We start from the raw sequence: 21218 nt of genomic DNA, 5'->3' as shown, positions 1-21218 counted from the left end.
AGGGACTGCCCGACGAGCTTGGTCCATAACCGTGGCTGGTAGGAGCACGGTCTTCCCAAGAAGCTCCCCCTTCAATTTGCGAAGCAAATAAGTGGCGAGTAGTTCACATCTTCGTTGATTTCAGTATAGGACAATCCCTTACCAGGCATCCGTCACCTTTCAGACGAAAAGGGAATTGATTTTTCAGTTTCTCTCGACCGGATCGGTATATAAAGAATCATGCCAAATCGTAAATCCAGGCTAGGCAAATAGTCCTCACGGGCATGAATCCTCCGGACCAGTCACCGATTCGTGTATAGTTGGAATAAGGGATGCTATTTTGGATATGTTTGGTTTTGTGAAAGAGGTCAATGATTTTATGAGTTGGAAATATCATTGGTGAAGATTGGTCTTGTAAATTCGATAATGTAAAATAAATGTTATAGGTAATTAATGGTATAAAAATGGTTTTCAACGAGTATTTCAGCTTAAATCGCATGAAATCAACAAAAATCGACTTGTTTCGACATTTCCAAAATAGGTAAATCTAAAAATGAATTAAACTAAAATCTCCAAAATTCAAAAACGTTACCATTTTTGCGAAAAAAAACGCTTGTGTCGCTTGGAAGGGTTATGTATATTATGGATGTAAGGTTTTCCAAGAACAGTCTTGGTAAATTGTTCAAGATGATTCTTGAAAAGACTTCTACCGGGGGAGAACGCCTGGTCTATAGAAGAGTCGGTTACATAATCATTAGTACTTTATTCATTGTTATGGATACATGACTCCGAACGAGATCGGTTGGGCAAGGACGGTAGAAAAACCTATCTACCTAAGGGAGGATTTACATCAGATGGCTAAGAAGAAACAATTCGTTACTGCAGCGGCAGCGTTCGCAGTAGCAGCATCAGCAGTAGCGCCTGCAATCACGGCAGACGCAGCATCATCAACGGTCCGTCTTTCATCGGACTACGTACGTGGGGGAGACCTCGACGCAGCGCTTGACAAAGAATACAAGGGCAGCGAGATCTACTGGTACAAATCTTCAATCGACATGAACAAACTTGGCGTGTTCCAAACAGCGAAAGGTTTCGTTAAAGGAAAAGGCATCAAAGTTGAGAAGAAACTTCGTGTCTTAAACTACGCACAAGAAATCAAACCTGAATCTGAATTCGTATTCGAGCAAGGCGTTCCTGTTTCAGGAATCCGCGTTCAACCAGTTCTCTTCGCAGACGGCGTTGTATACAACAAGCCACTCTTCGTTGCTGGTTTCAGCACTGAGAAAGTTGGAGAGTTCGAAGGAACACTCACTTACTCAAACAAAGCTTACGGTTCTGTAACAAAAACTGTTAAGTACAAAGTAGTTGCTACTAAAGTAGCATTCTCTGAAGTGAAGCACGAAGTGAAAGACGACATGTTGTCTGTCTCTGCTGACGTGAAGAACCTCAAAGAAGGCGAAAAAGTTGAACTCGTAATCTTCCCAGGAAAAGACGAGTCGAAAGCACTCGCTCCGATCACAGCTGAAATCAAAGACGGTAAAGTCATGGTTTCTGCAAAAGAAATCCCAGCTGGTACTCATTCATTCATCCTTCGCTCTGGCGATGTGAAGACTGCAGCTATGGAATTCAAAGTTGAAGATCAAACGCCGATGGTTAAAGAAGTAAAAGCTCTTAACTTGAAGCAAGTTGAAGTTAAATTCAACAAAGATCTTGACAAAGCATCTGCTGAAACACTTACAAACTATGAGTTGAAAATCGGTTCTGCTGCAGCAACGAACCCAACGGCTGCTGAAGTGACTTCAGAAGGAACAGTTCTTCTTACGTTCGCTGAAAAAGGTCAATCTACAGATGCTAAACTCACTGTTAAAAACGTGAAAACTGCGAAAAACATCGTGGTTGCTGAAACTACTAAAGAAGTTCGTTTCCTCGATGTAGTTGCTCCAACGGTCGGTGAAATCTCGATCGTAGCGCCGCGTGTCATCCGCGTTAACTTCTCTGAACCATTAAAAGAAGCTCCTTCGTTCAAATTGAACAACGGACAGACAGCAATCGTGTCAACTTCTTGGTCTGCAGGTCAAGACTACGCTGACCTCACAATCGGTATTGATCCAGAAAACGGTTCATCACATTCACTTGAAATCTCTGGTGGAGCTGATTACGCTGGATTCAAAATTGATGCTGTAACGAAATCATTTGTTTATCAAACGGATGCTACTGCACCAAAAGCAATGATTTCAAAAGTTGTGGATAACGACACTGTGGAAATCAAGTTTGATAAAGAAATCAATGCTTCAACATTGACTTCAAACCTTGAGATCTACCACACAGTTAAAGGTGCATCTGGATACAAAGCATCAGCAGTAACTTCAATTAAACCAGGTACTACTGATACGATTGTAGTTAACTTCCCAGTAGTCTTCCCTGAAGGCCAAGTGAAATTCTTCTTGGGCTACGCTGATGACAAAGGCACGCTTGTTCAAGACAAGTGGGGTAACAAACTTGCTGCAACTGAATTGTCTGCTGTATACGCGGCTGACACAGTAGCACCGACACTCGTATCGGTAGAAGGCAAAACAAAACGTACAATCGAAGTGAAATTCAACGAAGCAGTAACAGAAGCTTCAGCTGAATTGGCAGGAAACATTGTTCTTACTGACGCTGACAACAAGGTTGTTGCACAATCTGCAGCACTTGGTGAAGATGGCAAAACAGTAACATTGACTGCAACTGCTGACCTTGCTGGTGGAAACTACAAAGTGACTGTGAAGAATGTTGTCGATGCTTCGAACAACAAGATTGCTGAAGTGTCACGTACGTTCTACGTCAATGACATGGTTGCTCCAACAGTAAATGGAACAGCTGATCTCTTGGCTGGAAATAAGAAAGTAAAAATTAAGTTCAGCGAAGCAATGAACGCTGCTTCAATCACAGACAAGTCGAAATACAAACTTGGTACTGCTGATCTTGATTCGAAAGTTACGATTACAGCTGTTGACGGTAACAAAGCGGTTATCCTTGACTTCTCTGCTACTAACGAAACATCACTTGCCAATGCTGAAATTACAGTTGGACGTGTAGCAGATGCGACTGGTAACTTAACAGCTGACTTCTCAAACCTTGTTACAGTTGCTTCAGCTCAGTCTACAGTAGCGGCTACAAAAGCAGAAGTAACTGGAAAACGTTCGGTTAAACTTTACTTCGACGAAGTAATCACTGGCGCAGTTGCTGGAGACTTTGTAGTCTATAACGATACTACACCTGTGACAGTATCGAACTTGGTGAACTCAATCGAAGCTGGTAAATCAGTACTTACATTGACTGTATCTTCTGATCTTCCATTCGATGCTGAGGATATCACAGTAGATTCTGTTGGAACTACAAGTGCGAAAAACAACGATGGCCTTCTTGTGAACTTTGCAGATCTCGAAGCATCTGACAAATATGCTCCAGAAATTTCGACTGCTGTGTTCACAAACGGTGGAACTGCAGACGCACAAGATAGCTTAGTTCTTACTTTCTCTGAAGCATTGTACGCTCCTTCAGTTCAAGACTCAGACTTCACAGTCGCAGGTCGCGTTGTAGAAGCAATCTCTGTGAATGGTGCTGCTGGAACTGTAACACTTATGCTTAAAGAAGATGGCTCTGCAACAAGTGCTAAACCAGCATCAGTTTCAATCGTAAACATGGTTGAAGATGCAGCGCGTAACGCGAAGTCTTCACAAGTCTTCACAGCAATCACTCCTGAATAAAAACAAACGAAACGTTGTCCGCTAACTCGAGGTCTAATTGACCTCGAGGATCCGGACCGGATAATTCCGAACTATCATGTTGAATTGAATGGTGTGACTCCATTCCTCATCAAACAGTCAACGATGAGTGTCTAATCCTCCTGGGTCCAATCATGCACTGATATGTGTGAGGGGCTAAGTCAGGTGAAGTCGTACTCGAAGTAGTCGAGGCGGGACTCTTTAAAAAGTAACTATGATCAGGTCAACGAATCCATGTAGGCAGAATGAATCGATCGTCTTCGCGAATCGCTAGGAGTTCGAAGATGATTCTCCCGAATGCAATGTCGGGTTGAGGAAAGTGTGAATTGACTGTTAATCGCTTTCTTGCTCATATCTGAATAGTGGAGGTCTACGGTTACTAAAAATAGGGATAAACATGATGGAACGTTTGAAGTCTTTATGGAAGAGGTGAATCAGCACCCGTGAAGCCATAAAGATGGCAGCAGGTTCATAGTAGCGTCGATCACTAGCCGCTTGCACTTATATGGTAACATATAGGGAGGATAAAACTAGTGGGAGCGAAGGAACCTAGTCAGTCAGAAACAGTTGCTTATTTCCCCAAAAATGAGAAAACTGATTGATGACGACACAAACTAGTAGTCACTCTGATGATCTCTTAGACCACCTCTTTCCATACTGGAGAGAGGTGGTTTTGTTGTGGTTAGAATTTTAAAATTAAAGGGAAATTGAAATTCCAATAAAATACATAAATTAGGACTTGTATCTATAAGAAAATATTGGTAGATTTGATATAGGGGAAATGAGCAATTTGAACTATGATTGACGGCACGCCGTATGCGCTGAAAGGCGCACGTATGGTGTAGGCCCGAACCGAAAGCTGAGTCTTTAGACTTAGTATAAGACGGGAATAGCTTAACTTATGTATCGACAGTTCAAGAATTAAATACTGCTTTAGCTAATGTGAATGTTAAGAAAATTGTTTTGAACAATAACTTAACTGCAAACTTTAATGCGACACGTAAAGTTGATTTCGATCTTAATGGAAAAACATTAACTGGTAACGTTTCGTATGATACAGATGCAGAAGGAACAATTCTTCTTTCGAACGGTACAGTAACGGGTAATCTTACGGTAGATACGCCAAATGTGAGCTTTACCAACTCAGCAACTGTAAACGGTACAACTACAATTACTGATGTAGCAAACAACACGTTTACAAACAACGGTCTCCTCAACATCGTTATTATTCAGGATGCAACAGGAACGCCACGTTTCATCAACGGTCAAAACAGCCAGATTCAAAACCTTGTGATTGACACTATGCAACCTGTGAACCTCCAAGGTGGATTCACAAAAGTGACTGTGAAACAAGATACACAACTGAACTTGGCTAACGGTTCAGTCATCAATGATTTGAACACGGATGCAAACGTTCAAGCGACAGTTTCTGGTGGTACTGTAAAGGATACTTCTGGTAATGGTGAGGTCGTCATCGACGATGAGGAAGTGGTATATCCACAAGTTCAAATCAAAGGGTACGTCACATACCGTGTATCCAAAGTTGATAAAAACTTCTATGGTGTACAGGCTCGTATCGTCTTACCAGCTGACCAACACGTTTCTCTTCAAGAAGGAGATCGCGTCGTCGTTTCTTTAATGAATGGCGATAAAGTACTAGCAACAAGTACAACAAAAGAAGAAGTTAAAGATTTGGTGAAGGATGTTTTCAAAAACGAGTTTGCCAATGAAAAACATTACGCATCGACATTATTTGTGCCAAATGGTTCTTATCCATCAGGTACATGGGATACGACGGCTTGGGATGCTTCATACGATGTAAAACCAAATCGTTTGAAAGTTGAAATCAAACGTGACGGTAAAGTCATCTCGTCAACGGTTTCTACTGTTGCTTTAGATGAGGCATTTACTGACGGTTCAAGTAAAGTTGCTCTTTCATGGGAGCAAATTTTGAAAGAAAATGAGCCGGCTGTCAACGATGCGATGTTGAAGATTAATACTGAGAAGGATCCTGCTAAACTAAAAGCGGTCGTTGAATCAGAGGCATTAGACCTTGGGTTAAACTTGGAGGGTTACAATGCTCTTTCTGATTCAGAAGGATTAGGTGATTACGGTCAAGGTGATCGTCAAATTGCAGTCATTACTGATATCTTGGCTAACCGCGCTGATGTAAAGGTTGAAACTTGGACACTTGAACAATTCAAAAAGTTGTTCAATGCCGCAGTTGAAAACCGTACAGCGACACAAGATGCTTTATTCTCTGTGAATAGTGCAAAAGAAGCAAAAGATCTCAAAATTGAAGACTTCATTGGTAAAGTTGCAGTTGCCTATGCAAAAAACCAAGAAGTTCTTCCGAAAGTCAGTGAAAACTATGTTTCATCTACAGTGGTAACTGATTTGAATAATGCGATTAACGCTTTTAATGCAATTCAAGATGACGAAACAAAGGCAGCGATTTTGGTAGAAGTATTTAACGAAGGTAAAAACTATACATCGTGGGGCCAAATGGCGCAAGCTTTCTTTGGGGCGATGCAATCGTAAGTAACCTATCATTAATCGATATCAGCAATATTGCTGATATCGATTTTTATATGTTTAAAAATGGATTAATACCCCTTTATTTGTTATAATGAATATGGGGAAATAAGCAAGGGCTGACGGCACGCCGTATGCGCTGAAAGGCGCACGTATGGTGTAGGCCCAAATCGAAATCTAAGTTATACAACTTAGTATAAGATGGGAATAGCGCAGCGATCCGTGCGGTCAATGTAGCAACAACGAAAGTGGAGATGGTCAGTGCGTTAGAAACAAATGCATCAGTCTTAGGAATTAATGTTTCAGCGGATTCTTATGCGAGTCTCGATACAGGTAAGAAACAATCTGTAGCCAACTTTGTACTCGAACGCAAAGGCACAGGGTATCAAGCTGAATCGGTTGTACGTCATACGTTCAACGCAGGTCTCGCTTATGAAACAGCAAAAGTTACGTTCTCAACTCAGTTAAAATCTGACGTTACTTCAACCGATGTCGAAGCAATGAAAGCGGCTTATCAGGCAGTCGTGACATTTGATGGTACGTCGTCGTCTGTCATCACAGCGAATGTAGCGGTGTTGGACAAGGTTATTGGTGCTGGAAATGAAGCGGCATTGGCTAAACTGAATGAATTTGCTGATCTAAATGGTCAAGTGTCTCCTGTGGATAACACTTACACGATCAACGTGGATAGCTTGACGAAATTCTTAGAAGAGTTCGATCAGTATCTCACTACATCGCAAATTTAATTTCTTTATTCGACTCTAGCTCTTGCTAGAGTCGTTTTTGCGCATTGAGGAACAGACAAGTGATAACGGATTTGAAAATCTACAATCAAGATAAGTCCTAGAATTTGAGAAAACCATTCTCTTCTTTTCTATAAAATGTAAAATGAGTATTGCTCATTTATGTATACTTATAACGGGGAAATAAGCAAGGACTGACGGCACGCCGTATGCGCTGAAAGGCGCACGTGCGGTGTAGGCCTGACTCGAAAGCCGTTATGCGGTATAAGGCGGGAATAGCGTAGTGAAAACGACTTCGGTCACAACACTCACTCAATTAAATGATGCGCTCCAAGATACTACTGTACAGCGAATTCGTTTGTTGAACGATATTGTAGGTAATCTTTCACTCACACGTAAGGTCGATTTAGCATTAAACGGATTCAAGGTGACTGGCAATGTGGGAATCAACCATAGTGAAGCCGGTACGGTCACGATTGAAGCTGGGACGATTCAAGGTGATTTGACCGTCAACACTCCAAATGCGACTGTCGTCAATCAGGCGAATGTCACAGGCACTGCATCTATTCAAGACGTGGCGGATAATACGTTCGATAACAGTGGTCGTTTGAAAAAACTCGAAGTCACCGATCCGAACGGCGCGCGTATCATCAACCATAAACCGAATCTCATTGAGACATTCATCATCGACTCACCGGCACCAGTGGAATTATCAGGTGTCTTTGAGACGGTAGAAATCTTGCAAGATTCATTCATTACTTTTGCTGAAAACACGACATTGGAAGAGCTGAAAGCCGATGAAAATGTATCTGTCGAAGTAATCAAACCGAAAAGCGTGGAAATCAAGGTGGCTCCAACACAGATGAAAGAAAGTGAGCTCACTTTAGATGATGCGACAGTGATTAGAAAACTTCGCGGATTGATTGAAAAGATGCGACCTTACTTAGAAAAAGAAGTGCCTGACAAAACAGATGTAGAACAATTTGTTGTGTTGTTGACCGAAGCGAATGAGTTGTCTCACATCCTATATCAAAAAGATCCGAGAGGTACATTAACACAACAACTTATGCGAGATATCGCAACGATTTCACATGAATTTTTCGAAGCGATTCCAGTTCCAAAAGAATTAGAAAATATTGCTGAAGAATTTAAAGTTGAAATCGTAGGTGCTGATCAATTGAGTGGGGCGCATGTTGTATTTCCTGAGGTGCCGGAAGGAATTGATTTCTATATGTCTTCTGACTATCAAGTAAAAGAAAAGTACCTCATTCCTGCACGACCAACAAATGATGATGAAGTACGTCATGTATTTGCTTCATTTACATTTTCTACAGAAAATAGTCATGTGACAAAGCAAGGTCTTTTCCATATTCCATCGGGGACAGGTGAAATTACATTTGAATTAATGGACCCGGAAGAATATAGTTCGTTAAGTGATTACACTACAAACAAGGATTTTCAACTTGGTGGTGAACTACCTCCAGGAAATGTTAGTTCATTCATCATCAGAGTTTCTGAAGGAAAGACAGTAGAAGAATTATTGAATTCGCCACTTCTAGCTGAACGTAAGAAACAAGTGAATTTCACAGCATTCAAACGAATAACGCAAGAACCTTTTACTTTACAACCAGAATATCAGATGGAGTTTAATAAAGAATTCAACACCAGTTTGAATCAGATAGTTAAAAACGATCAATTGGATACAAGCGATCCAAACTTCGTTGCCGTAGGCGATGGTGGATTTACTTTTGATGAAATGAACAAGGTATTAGAGATTACAGGGAATATTTCTAGCGTTGAATTCCGTTCAGCATTTATGGAGTACTACACACAAAAACATCCTATTGAACGTGAAAAGTACCTCAACGTTAACTTTATTCAAGTACTTCCGCTCGATGCGAAGTTAGAAACATACCATCAGCTATTTTCAGAATCTAAAAATGGTGGAGAAGGAATGTTTTTGATTGACGTAATGCCAAGCGAATAACAAGCATCTTTGTTATTGATAGAACGATAGGAAACTGAGTCTACTTAGGCTCAGTTTCTTTTTTGTAGATCATCAAAAGGATTTATCCTCTTCTTAATCAGCTTTTTGATAAACTGAAGGAGAGTTGAAAATATTGTAAATGGTATGGTGATGATATGGGATGGATTCAATCGATACAACGGTTCTTTATGCTAAGACGTGTCCTACCGCAGTTGAAACGTGACGTGAATGTTTTACAAATCGGCTTGAATAATTTAAAGGAGCAAATCGTGGCATGGGAATCTTCTAAATCACTCCTTTCTTTAGAAGAAGTGATGCAGGAGAAAGGACGCTTTCATCATGTTTATGAACTGAGTGAACGAGGGTTTCTACTAGATGAGACAACACAAACCAAACTGAAACATGAGGACGGTTCGCTCCCGTCTTCAGTCGTTTCACTGAACACAGCGTACGTTCGTTTATCAGGCGAGTTGTTGAACTTATGGCGAGAACTCGAAGAACGAGTCGGGCGCATCAATCAACGACTCCGTACATATTATGAACAAATTGCTTCTTTTCAACAAGACGTCGAAGCGGCGCGACGCCACTATATCGGGGACTCATTACGGAAACGACTTCTCGGTGATTATCGAGACGTATACGACTTCTTCAAGGATGACTCTATTCCGGAGACGACTTCGTTCATACAACTTTATCGAGGCCTTAATCGACAGGTGGAAGACTGGAATGAAACGTATGTGACCGAAGAGTTGAAGCGCACCCAATCCTTCTTTGACTCAATTGACGGGAAGTCGCTCGATGGCCAACAACGACGTGCAGTCATCGTCAATGAGGATGCGAACCTCGTCGTCGCAGGTGCCGGGTCTGGAAAGACGTTGACGATCGCTGCGAAAGTGAAATATTTGGTTGAACGCAAACAAGTACAGCCTCATGAAATCTTGCTTATTTCGTTCACTAAAAAATCAGCCGAAGAGATGAAGGAGAGAATCTGCGAACGGCTTCATATCCCCGTGGAGGTCAAGACGTTTCATGGGCTCGGGATGGGGATCATTGCCGAAGGTCGAAAGCAAAAGCCTCAAGTCGAGGACGAATTGAAAAAAGTTATCCGTGATTATTGTATGCATCAGTTCTATGAGCATCCGCATCGTATGAAAGAACTGATCGACTTCTTTGGTTACTATTTCTACATTCCAAAAGGGATTGAAGAGTTTGAGACGGCCGGGGAATATCACGATTACAACAAGCATGTGGATTTAGAACCGTTACGCAGCAAAGTATGGAAATCTCTCTCAGCCGCCGAGATGATTGCCGCACAACAAAGACAGAAGATCACGATTCAAGAAGAGAAGGTCAAGAGTCTCGAAGAGGTCATGATTGCGAACTTCTTATTCTTGAACGGCATCGAATATGAATACGAGAAGAACTACCCTCATCAGACAGCGACTCGGTATCATCGTCAGTATCAACCGGACTTTTATCTGCCAGAATACGATTTGTACTTAGAACACTTCGGAATCAACCGGAACAATCGCGCCCCTTGGCTCAGTCCAATCGAGGAACAGAAGTATCTCGACGGTATGGAATGGAAACGACAGCTGCATCGTGAACACGGGACGAAGCTGATGGAGACGTATTCATATTACCGGCAAGAAGGGAGTTTGTTAGAACAACTACGGTTGAAGTTATTGAAGCAAGGTGTCGTCTTCCGGGAAGTGGACCCGAAAGTAGTATTCGAAAAGTTATATCGTACGAAGCAAAAGAGTCATTTCAACGACTTCGTCGATTTTGTGTCGAGCTTTCTTCAATTGTTCAAATCGAATCATTATGCGGAGTCTCAATTTGATATCTTCGCACAAAGTTTGAACAAGAAGGACTTGTTTCATTATCAACGAGCACTTCTCTTCTTCCGTCTCGTCAAACCGATGTACCGGATGTATGAGGATCATCTACGGCGAACGAACAAAATTGACTTCAATGACATGATCAACGAAGCGACTTCGATTGTTTCGTCCGATGCCGTCCACTTGTCGTACAAATACATCATCATCGATGAGTACCAGGATATCTCCGTCAGTCGTTATCGTCTGATTGAAGCAATCCGGCAGAAGACGGGATCAACCGTCATGTGCGTGGGAGATGACTGGCAGTCCATCTATCGGTTTGCGGGGTCTGATTTGAGTCTGTTTACCGATTTTGAACATTATTTCGGGAAGAGTGCTTTATTAAAAATTGAGAACACGTATCGAAACTCGCAACAATTGATCGATATCGCTGGTCGATTCGTGATGAAGAACAAGCGTCAAATCCGAAAGAATCTCTCTTCCGGAAAACGACTGATCACACCTGTTCGCGTGATGGGAATCAAGGGGAAGAACGACTTTGAAATCGCCTTACGTAGAGCGCTTGATCAAATCGTTCAATCACATGGTCCGGAGTCGGATGTACTGCTCGTCGGACGGAACAACTTTGACATCAAGTCAATTGAGGGAAGCGCTTCGTTTCGAGTGAAGCATTTGAAAGATGAAGTGCAAGTGACCGACCGGACGCATCCGAATCTTCGAATCTCCTTTTTGACGGCGCACCGTTCAAAGGGGCTCGAAGCAGAAAACGTCATCTTGATCAATACGGCAAACAGTAAGAACGGCTTCCCGAACAAGATCATGGACGACCCGCTATTGTCATTCGTCCTTGAGAAACAAGAAGAGTTGGAGTTTGGGGAAGAACGCCGTCTGTTCTATGTGGCGTTGACGCGGACGAAACACACGACGTATGTGCTGACGCCGGATGACCGCATGTCGACGTTTGTCCAAGAGTTAATCAAGGAGCAACAAGTCCCGTATGAAATGGGAATCGAAGAAAGAAAGAGCATAAGGGATAACCCGAAATGCCCTCGCTGTCTGGATGGTCACTTGGTCATTCGCGAACAGACAAATCGAAAGTCGACGTTTGTCGGTTGCAGTCATTATCCGGGCTGTGACTATACCGCCAATCATCCGAGCATCATTCATGATCCGATTGTCTGTCCCTCATGCAGAGGATATCTTGTGCTACGGGATGGGAAGAACGGTAAGTTTTATGGTTGTTTGAACTTTCCGCTCTGTAAACATACGATGGAACGAGAAGATGTGGATCAGATGAAGCGAATTGAGACAAGAATGAAGTGAAGGGATGGAATCGCCGAGGGCGGTTCTTTTCTTTTGGGGTAAATGAGGAGGCGGACGTGACGAATCTTGTCGAACGATAGTCAAACGAATCTAAGAAACAGTTTTCCCTATCGTTGAAAATGAGACGCATTCTAATTGAAGGAGTCGTTACAATAAGACGTAGCAAATTTTTGGATGAAATGGATTAAATCGAAACGCGTTGCAATCGTTCAAGGAGGAAATAACATGACATCATATTTAAAACGCTGGTTCGTCATTATGGCAGGACTCTTCTTATGTATGGCACTAGGTTCTACAGTCGTCACGGCAGAAGAGAATACGTTACCGTTGAATGGTACGGTGAATGGAGAACGCCTTTCCGGACAGGGTGAACTAGTGTATAAGCTGGTCGTTCCAGAAGCAGGGAACGTGACAATCGATTTCACATCAATGGTCGATGACCGGATTTATATCGCATTAAAGGATGATAGGAATGAATATGTTTTTCATACTGAGGTCAGAGGAAGCTCGTCTTCTCCTGGACGGGAATTTAACTCGATGGACTTGGAAGCTGGAGAGTATCGTTTCATAGTATATGATGCTTCTTATCATCAAACCAATCATGGGAAATTCGTTGTGAAGACATCATTCACGCCGGCCAAAACGAATGATATCGAACCAAACAATGGTACAGCTGAAGCACAACCTCTGAAATTTGGACAGACGACAAAAGGATTCCTTTCTATTCAAGATGAGGTTGACGTGTATGAAGTCAAACTGACGAAAGCGGGACGACTCCAGTTAGATCTATCGACATATGTAGATGAACAAATCTTGTTGTTCGTCATCGATGACATGAACCGACAAGTGTACTATGAGGACATATCTGGATCGAAAAAGAATCCTGGGAAACTTGTGCATGGTGTGGATTTAGAACCGGGCACGTACTATATCTCAATCCAAGATAGCGGAATCTACAGCACAGACACAGGCACGTACCAACTCAAATCGACTTTCGTGCCGGCACTCAATCAAGAGGCAGAACCGAACAACGGATCTGCTGAAGCGAAACCGTTCCCGTTCTATCAAACGCGTACCGGATTCTTGTCATGGAACGATTCGATCGATGTGTACAAAATCGTGCTTCCAAAGACGAGTAAAGTCGGACTCGATTTTCTGACTTACGTGTCTGAAGAGGTGACCATCTCCATCTTTGATGCTGCGAATCAAGAAGTGCTCAATGAGGTTGTTGCCGGATCGACTGCGAAACCAGGTCGTTACGTCAGTTCAATCTCACTTTCGAAAGGCACCTATTACGTATACGTGATGGATCGGAATGAGAGTGGCGACACTGGGAAGTATAAGTTGAAAGTCACATCGACCCATCTCTTACCTGCCTTATCTGTCAACAAAGTGACAGCCCGTTCGACAAAAGTGAGCGGTAAGACTGAAAAAGGTGCCACGGTCACGATGACGATTGGGAAGAAATCGTATAAGCGAACGGCTGATGCGAAAGGGAATTATTCGTTCTCCATCAGCAAACAAAAAGCCGGGACGAGCATTAAAATCTCGAGCAAGAACAAGTATGGATCGTCTGTGAAGACGGTGAAAGTATCGAAATGAAACAATAATCTTGAATGAGTGAGAGGGTTCGGCAACGTGTCGAATCCTCTTTTAAAAAGGTTGGTTCTACAATGATGAGACCGATGGATTAATAAATGAGTTATGCGTTAGCAAATCAAACGAATGGATGTGAGTAACATGCAACGATGGTTGCGAATAACAGGATTGCTGATCCTTTTTAGTCTCTTCTCGTATTCAACAGTAGAGGCAGCCCTCGTCGTCGAGCCGAGCAGCTCAATCGATGTGGAGAATCCGAAGAACTATGTCGTGGGGAACGAACAGATGTATATTGGCGGAGAAGACGGATACCGGACGTATCAGTTGTCAGATGGTTCCCTTGTTCATCATGTGAAGGGACAAGCGACGGACGTATTGGATGTCAGTGACGATGAGCAGTGGGTGCTCACGAAGCAGTCGTCAGGACTTGTGACATATGATGCCAAAGGAATGGAACGACATACGTTACAAGAAGTGAAATGGGAGCATATGACGATTTCCTTCAATGACGATGAGATACAAGCTCGTTTCTTGCCGGGCTCATCGGTCGCCGTTATTCTAACGGAATCCTCGGACCTTGTTTGGTATGACGTCGCGACGAACGAAGTGAAGAAACAAGTATTGATTAGTCGAAATGAACGATACGGCCCACCAAATCAACAGCTTCGTGTATCAAAGCACTTCATCGCGGTCGGTGAGAAGGCGATGATAGCCTTATATAGCCATGAAGGAGAGATGATGTCTTCGATAGGAATCGGAGATTTGATTGAATCTTTTGATGTGACGAATGATGGCATGGTTGTCATGACGACAAAGTCGGGAGCGTTGTATGAATATAAATGGAATGCGAAAGGTACATTTTCTCGAGAATTAGACATAACGGGCGCGATTATGATGAGTCCGAATGGAACGTTTTTCTCGAATGAGACGTCGCTCTATGACTTCAAAACGGGCAAACGGATTTATTCTTCCGTTCAACCGGGACGTGTCGTGTTCACACCGGATTCGACTCGGTTTATTTCGATTGGGAAACGAATCGAGATTTATGACACGTCTTCACTCGACAAACGCATTCGCTCCATCGCGGTCAATCCAGAGTTGAAGCGAATTGAGACGGACACGAAGGTACGACCGAGTCTGATTGTCACACGTGCGGACGGTACGAAAGAGACGATCACAGAGGGCGTGACGTGGACGTCGACTTTTCCCGATCGGTTGGCGGTTGAAAAAGGGATGTTCGTCGGGAAACAATCGGGACCGGTCGTGGTGAATGCTACTTATGAAGAACACACGACCTTATTCCATGTGAAAGTGGTGCCGCCACCGCCACTCACGGACCTCGAGTGGTTGAAGGCGCATAAGAAATCCCTCGACCAACATGGAACATTTGATGGGGCGGACCATAAGATCGGAACATTGTATGCGAAAGTGAAGGCCCCTGCCGGCAAGCTTTTAATCGACAAAAAGATAGCGACGAGAGGGAAGTATCACCATGATTTTATGTACGCTGCGACGAACCGTTCCAAAAAAGTAAATGAGATTGTCCTCTCATTCTGGAACTACAAGCGTCCGAATATCACCGAGTCGGTCGTACAGCGCGCATTCGGGAAACCGATTCAAACCTGGACGAAGAAGTCTAAATCATTTGAGACGATAAGAGGAAACAAATCGTGGGAGAAGCGCTCTGTCGGAAAGATTGCTGCATACCGTACGAAACAAAAACATACGGTATGGATGTATTACGATACGAGTGGGAAGTTGCGTATGTTCCGATTGTTTGAAAGTGCGCCGAAGTAAAGGGGAGCAGAGTGTTGAATGACTGGCATTCATCATGGAATGACTTTAGAGGATTCTAGGGTCATTTTTTTATAGGAAAACAAGCGTTAGAGTCGACGAATTTTGTCGAACGATAAAAAAGTGAATCTGAGAATCGGTTTTCCATATCGTTCAAAACCAAGCGTTTCGAACCTTTAGAACTCGCTAAAATAAAGCGTAGCGACTCGAATGGAGGATGAGGAACGATGAGCAAGATATGGAAAAAAGGAATCGCTTCACTACTTGGAATGCTGTTGATTTTATCGACTATGCCATTAGCCAGTGCGGAAAGTAGTCCGAAATTATTGCCTTTGAACACTACGGTGACAGGAGAACTATCACAAATACAAACGGAGGAAACGTATACGTTTACACTACCTCAGACAGGTAAATTAACCTTGAGTATTGATTCAGCCGTTCAGGACGAGTTATATGTAAATCTAAAGGACTCAAATGAGCAGAGTATTTTTTTAGATATGGAAAATAGGATTGAAACAGAGAGGAAGAAAAAAGAAATCACGCTTCATCTTGAAGCTGGTACATATTACTTAAAAGTAAATGTATATGATAAAGCTTGGAATACAGTCTGGAAGAAATTCACTATCACAACAGAATACACACCTGTTGCAACGGATGACGCAGAACCAAATAATGATACATTGACCGCTCAAGAACTCATGATTGGAAAATCAACAAAGGGATTTTTCTCGCGTCAAGATTCAAAAGATGTACATGAGTTGCGATTGAATGAACCGGGTCGATTACACATATCTTTCTTATCTGAGATGGATGACATCAATATCAGATTAATGGATTCAAATGAAACAATCGCATTCGAACATCAAGTAACGGCATTCAAAGGACAGATTGGCAAAAAAGATGTCGAGATTGATTTAGAACCGGGGACATATTTTTTATACATTGAGCAAGGAATGTTTTGGGATGATACGGGCGTTTATCAACTAGAAACTACATTCAACCCTGCACATAATCAGGAAGCAGAGCCAAATAATTCGCCTTCTCAATCAGTCAAGTTTCCGTTCTACACTAAACAAAAGGGCTTTCTATCTTGGAATGATCCAATCGATTTATATCGTTTTGACATTCCAAAATCGAGTCAAGTTACCATCGATTTGACTACATCTATTGCAGAACAGGTCAGGGTGAGAGTGTATAGTGCCGATGGTGAATTATATCTTTCTCAGCCCGTTTATGGATCGGTGAAGGATCCACATCAGTTTTTAAAGACATTGCTATTGCCGAAGGGGACCTATTATTTTCAAATTGAAGACTACTTTGGAAATGATGATACGGGAGTATACGACTTAATCATTAAATCTAATCATCTATTACCTGTACTATCAATCAACAAAGTCACAACACGATCAACGAAAGTGAGTGGGAAGACTGAAAAAGGGGCGACCGTCACGATGATGCTCGGCAAGAAGTCTTATAAGCGTAAGGCTGATTCGAAAGGCAACTATTCGTTCGCCATCAATAAGCAAAAAGCTGGGACGAGTATTAAAATCTCGACTAAGAATAAGTATGGGTCGACTGTGAAGACGGTTAAGGTGTCGAGGTAGGATAGGATTCATCATTTAAGCTAGAGTCGACCATACGTCGATTCTAGCTGTTTTATTATTTTGTTGCGATGCATATGTCAGTTTGAAGACGCTTTGTGTACGACAAGATGACGATTCGATGAATCAAACTCCAGACAATCCAATTTTTGTCCGATTTTGTGACATTGTCCTAAAGGAATAGATGACTAATCCGTTTCATCTGTCATAAAATACGGAGTCGAATTTTGTATAGGGTTCCACTCTGTTTAGGAGGGGCGTAAGGTAGAGGCATCTTCAACCCATCAAAAAATGGAAAGGATGAGACGATGTCAAAACGATTCATCATCCCATTGACTGGAATACTACTCACTTCTACATTATCCGTCGGGACCGGTCATGCGGCAGAGAATGAGCAACCTGTATCGATGCAAGAAGGGACTGTGCCCCAAACGGAAATAATCGAGGAGACGGACACAAAGCGTGTCGTTCGTTCGTTAGAGAACGAAGTTGAAACCGTCGCGACGTTTGATAAACTTGATAACACGGTAACGGTCGTCGTCAACGGAAAAGAACCAGTCACGATTCAACTCGAAGCGACTTCGTCGGAACAACCAGTCGCACTCGCACGTGCCGCAACTACGGGAGAAAATACGTTTAGTAACTATGAATATACAATTACCCACAGCAGTCCCGAGAAGTGGAACATCACGATGCCGAAAGGGGACTCGGTGATTCAAAAGAATGCGAAGACCGTCACATATAAATCAAGCACAAAATCAAATTTAAATCAGTTCAAGCAATCGGTCGACAAGATCAATAACCTCGAGCTACTCATTCTTGGTGGGGCCTCAATAACGGTGCTACTATCAGGAATCGCGCTTGTCCTCTCCCTTCCGACAGCTGGGAGTGGTACGTTGACGACAGCACTTGCTGCAGCCGGGGTATACGGAAATGTAGCACGACAAATCATCCAGCTCTCGACTGAGATGAAAAACGCAAAAATTTACTACATGCGAGCGTAAGGAGGGATATCCATGCAGGGCATCTTAACGATTCTAATCGTATTCATGGCGCTAGTCGTCATCGGGGTTGGTATCTTTTTTCTCCGACATCCTAGACCAAACCAAGTCACGCGGATCTCGGGGATTGCAATGACAGGGGTCGGCCTACTCGGACTTGTCGGATATGGTATCACGTTATTATAAGGATTGAAGACGAGGGACTTTGGATAATTTCCAAAGTTCTTTTTTGTGCAGAAAATAACGGATGACGAATCTTGTCGAACGATTGCGTCTCAATTTTAAATTGTTGATTGACTTAAAAAGAAGATGTTTTCTCCGACGAAAGACCTAAGTTGATACGATACATATAGGACCGAATGGCGTATGGATAAACGAATGATTTACGAAAAGAGATTGACGTATACGGAGAAAGATAAACGATTGAATCAATCTAAAATAATGAAATGAGGAGATTACATGAAACGATTAGTGAGTACACTACTAGCATCATTATTGATCTTTACAATGATGCCAGCTTCAGCTGAAATTCGGATGTCTACGATTAGTCAAATTCCTGAATATAATCCTTACGATGTGATTGTACGCGAGGATACGCTTTATTCCTTAAATGATTATGGTATCAATCTTTATGATACTGAGACAGGTGCATTGATTAATTCAATCAAAAGTGACTATACCGTAGATTTCATGACAGTGAATAGTGACCAGACGTGGGTCGCGTCAAGTGAATATTATCGAGTCAGGACATACAACCAATATCTTGACCTTCACAAAACAATTGAAAGTTTTGAATACAACGGGGAGACTTACGAACTCGACAGCTTTAATCAAGTTAAGTTTTTACCAAACAGCTCAATTCTGGTCATCGCAAGTGATAACCGTCTCATTTTCTATGATGTAGAGACCGACCAAGTGAAATTTATTCGTGGAATTGACACGTCGGGAACTCTTCAGGTATCAGAAGAGTATATGACGATAGGATACACTGATTCGATTCAGGTGTTAAACCATCAGGGACAAGCCGTGACAGAAATCATGGCGTCTACCCCGATTCAGTCTTATTCGATGAACCAAAAAGGACAATTGGTGTATAACTCAACAGACCATGATTTATATTACTTCAAAACACCTTTATCAGAAGCACAGTTTATTACTGAGAGTGTTTCCGGAAACATCTATTTAGATGAAACGGGTGCTTTCGTTGGCTCTGAACAAACGAAGTTATATGACCTACACACAAAAAAACGCATCTATATGAACGTGAAAGAAGGGACAACTCGATTCAATGAAGATTCGAGTCGACTTTTCTCGATTGGACAAAGTATTACAGTTTATAACGCCCAAAACTTAAAGAAACGAATCCAGACTATTGCAATCGAAGTGGATGAAACTGAAATGATTGAAGGGAACGAACTGAGTCCGGCAATCGTCGTAAAGTCAAAAGATGGTTCTCAAACTAAAGTCACCGATAAAGTCGTGTGGCGATCGAACAACTCTCAAGTCGCTTATTTTTCACAAAACAAACTGATCTTGAAATCTCCAGGGAAGTTTACGTTAAAAGCGACCTATGAAGACCACGAGACGAATGTAGAGCTGACAGTCAAAAAAGATCCGAGACCATCCGATAATGAATGGCTGAAACAACAGAAACAGTCACTTGAAAAACGTCGTGCGTTTCTGAACTCTCCGCATCGGTTATACTCAGAATTTTCAAAAGTTCGAGGCGTGGCTGGACAGTTCTTCTTCAATGACGAGAAGCTGATTTCTGGAAAGTATCAAGACAACTGGTTATATGAGACTTACAAAGGCAAGAAAAAAGTAGATGGCATGATGTTGTTGCTCGACTATGAAAAACGAGAGATTACAGAAGCGGAAATCAAGAAAGTATTTGGTAAACCAAAAGATACGTACAACTTTAGTTACTATGACAGCATCCCGACGAAACTGATTCGTGGGAAGTCAGCAATCGATGAATCTTTAATCAGTGATGCTGCGTTATATCTCATTAACAAAAAGCACGGCTTGATTATTTTCTACGATTTAGAAGGAAACGTCATCTATATGCATCTTGGAGAATCAACAAAACTTTGGTGATATGAAAGGTGAGGAAAAATGAAGAAAATACTCTTTGCATTAGTGATTGGAAGTCTCTTGCTGATTCATCCGAGCGTATCAAAGGCAGCGCAGTCGACAGAAAATTTCGTCGAAGAACTTCAATATTCATGGTTTAACGGCTACACATATGATGACCATCGTTTGATTCAATTGAATACGTCACGTCCGCTTGAAGCCGTCTCTATTTTCAAACGAGAAAATGAGTACGGGTATGACTATATGATTTATGTCCATGAGCTAAAAAATGGAGAGTGGAAAGTCTCGTATCGTCGTCCTGTCGAATATATGACGAACTTGTCATTCATCACGAAAGGACGGATGGGAGCGACTGATAAAGTTCTGATTGGGAGTTACGAAGGGAGCGGTAACTTCTTGGATGCGTACCTGATCGGATCGCCCAATGGTCGCGACATCAAATTGATGCAACACAAGAGTTCCCTCTTCCAAGGAGGAGCTTGGATTATTGATGGGGTCTTGTTTTATGGAAATGGCTCAATCGTTTCCCAAAAATATCGTGTGCAGAATGGAAAGGTCGTTTCTGCTGGTCGCGCATCTGGTCGTGATGATCGATTGATCTCAAAAAATCCGAAGATTTGGCTAGGGTTAAAAATGTCAGGCAATCGAGCTGTCTACGCTGGGAAGAAGACGGTGTACGCCAAAGTCGGAGATCGCATCGGGATTGGTCGATATGGTGTTAGTGATACGAGAGGATATTCGTATCGCTTAATGTCTTACGATGGTAGCTCGGTACTTTCTTACGATACGGTACGTCCGGGAATGACGGCTGTGAAGAAAGGGACAGCCGTGTTATCCCTTGAACCGGATGCATATGGTGATGCTGTGGAGATTAAAGTCATTGTGAGATAAGGGAAGTCGAATTTTTGATAGACGGTGACCTCGAATAATACTCGGGGTCATTTTTTATTTCAG

At 42.4% G+C, this 21218-nt stretch carries 12 protein-coding genes; all 12 read left to right on the top strand.

Going from position 1 to position 21218, the window contains the following annotated elements:
- The first annotated feature begins 833 nt into the window (after positions 1-833).
- The 12 genes from EAT1B_RS05505 (at position 834) to EAT1B_RS05455 (ending at position 21155) form a co-directional block, all read left to right on the top strand.
- Positions 834-3728, top strand: a complete 2895-nt coding sequence (locus tag EAT1B_RS05505; protein ID WP_012727153.1) for an Ig-like domain-containing protein — start codon at positions 834-836, stop codon at positions 3726-3728.
- Between the two features lie 981 nt (positions 3729-4709).
- Positions 4710-6287: a hypothetical protein gene (locus tag EAT1B_RS05500; RefSeq protein ID WP_041917930.1), complete on the top strand. Its 1578-nt coding sequence runs from the start codon at positions 4710-4712 to the stop codon at positions 6285-6287.
- Positions 6288-6535: 248 nt separating this feature from the next.
- A complete protein-coding gene (locus EAT1B_RS05495) occupies positions 6536-7027 on the top strand; it encodes a hypothetical protein (protein ID WP_012727151.1) in 492 nt (163 codons plus the stop codon).
- A 280-nt stretch (positions 7028-7307) separates the two neighbouring features.
- Positions 7308-9011 (top strand): hypothetical protein, encoded by a 1704-nt coding sequence (locus tag EAT1B_RS05490; protein WP_012727150.1) that lies wholly within the window; start codon positions 7308-7310, stop codon positions 9009-9011.
- A 155-nt stretch (positions 9012-9166) separates the two neighbouring features.
- On the top strand, positions 9167-12175 hold the full coding sequence (locus tag EAT1B_RS05485; RefSeq protein ID WP_041917929.1) for a UvrD-helicase domain-containing protein: 3009 nt from the start codon (positions 9167-9169) through the stop codon (positions 12173-12175).
- Between the two features lie 225 nt (positions 12176-12400).
- Positions 12401-13777 (top strand): Ig-like domain-containing protein, encoded by a 1377-nt coding sequence (locus EAT1B_RS05480; protein WP_012727148.1) that lies wholly within the window; start codon positions 12401-12403, stop codon positions 13775-13777.
- A gap of 138 nt (positions 13778-13915) precedes the next feature.
- Positions 13916-15571 carry a hypothetical protein gene (locus tag EAT1B_RS05475; RefSeq protein ID WP_012727147.1) on the top strand — a complete coding sequence of 552 codons (1656 nt, stop codon included), beginning with the start codon at positions 13916-13918 and terminating at the stop codon, positions 15569-15571.
- A gap of 224 nt (positions 15572-15795) precedes the next feature.
- On the top strand, positions 15796-17172 hold the full coding sequence (locus tag EAT1B_RS05470) for an Ig-like domain-containing protein (RefSeq protein ID WP_012727146.1): 1377 nt from the start codon (positions 15796-15798) through the stop codon (positions 17170-17172).
- Between the two features lie 305 nt (positions 17173-17477).
- The gene (locus EAT1B_RS05465; protein ID WP_012727145.1) at positions 17478-18173 is read left to right on the top strand and encodes a geobacillin-26 family protein; all 696 of its coding nucleotides are present in this window, start codon (positions 17478-17480) and stop codon (positions 18171-18173) included.
- Between the two features lie 12 nt (positions 18174-18185).
- A complete protein-coding gene (locus EAT1B_RS15930; protein WP_012727144.1) occupies positions 18186-18356 on the top strand; it encodes a hypothetical protein in 171 nt (56 codons plus the stop codon).
- A gap of 273 nt (positions 18357-18629) precedes the next feature.
- On the top strand, positions 18630-20267 hold the full coding sequence (locus EAT1B_RS05460) for a hypothetical protein (protein ID WP_012727143.1): 1638 nt from the start codon (positions 18630-18632) through the stop codon (positions 20265-20267).
- A gap of 18 nt (positions 20268-20285) precedes the next feature.
- Positions 20286-21155, top strand: coding sequence for a hypothetical protein (locus tag EAT1B_RS05455; RefSeq protein WP_012727142.1), 870 nt, complete (start codon positions 20286-20288; stop codon positions 21153-21155).
- The last annotated feature ends 63 nt before the right edge of the window (positions 21156-21218 follow it).

It is taken from the genome of Exiguobacterium sp. AT1b, from assembly GCF_000023045.1.
In the GTDB taxonomy this organism is placed as follows: Bacteria; Bacillota; Bacilli; order Exiguobacteriales; family Exiguobacteriaceae; genus Exiguobacterium.
The sequence above is the reverse complement of the archived record's forward strand: the minus strand, read 5'-3'. Positions and strand labels throughout refer to the sequence as shown.

Coding starts and splice junctions, on each gene's coding strand:
- EAT1B_RS05460 (WP_012727143.1), top strand. CDS start 18,630: ATGAAACGATTAGTGAGTACACTACTAGCATCATTATTGATCTTTACA.
- EAT1B_RS05480 (WP_012727148.1), top strand. CDS start 12,401: ATGACATCATATTTAAAACGCTGGTTCGTCATTATGGCAGGACTCTTC.
- EAT1B_RS05470 (WP_012727146.1), top strand. CDS start 15,796: ATGAGCAAGATATGGAAAAAAGGAATCGCTTCACTACTTGGAATGCTG.
- EAT1B_RS05495 (WP_012727151.1), top strand. CDS start 6,536: ATGGTCAGTGCGTTAGAAACAAATGCATCAGTCTTAGGAATTAATGTT.
- EAT1B_RS05455 (WP_012727142.1), top strand. CDS start 20,286: ATGAAGAAAATACTCTTTGCATTAGTGATTGGAAGTCTCTTGCTGATT.
- EAT1B_RS05485 (WP_041917929.1), top strand. CDS start 9,167: ATGGGATGGATTCAATCGATACAACGGTTCTTTATGCTAAGACGTGTC.
- EAT1B_RS05465 (WP_012727145.1), top strand. CDS start 17,478: ATGTCAAAACGATTCATCATCCCATTGACTGGAATACTACTCACTTCT.
- EAT1B_RS15930 (WP_012727144.1), top strand. CDS start 18,186: ATGCAGGGCATCTTAACGATTCTAATCGTATTCATGGCGCTAGTCGTC.
- EAT1B_RS05505 (WP_012727153.1), top strand. CDS start 834: ATGGCTAAGAAGAAACAATTCGTTACTGCAGCGGCAGCGTTCGCAGTA.
- EAT1B_RS05475 (WP_012727147.1), top strand. CDS start 13,916: ATGCAACGATGGTTGCGAATAACAGGATTGCTGATCCTTTTTAGTCTC.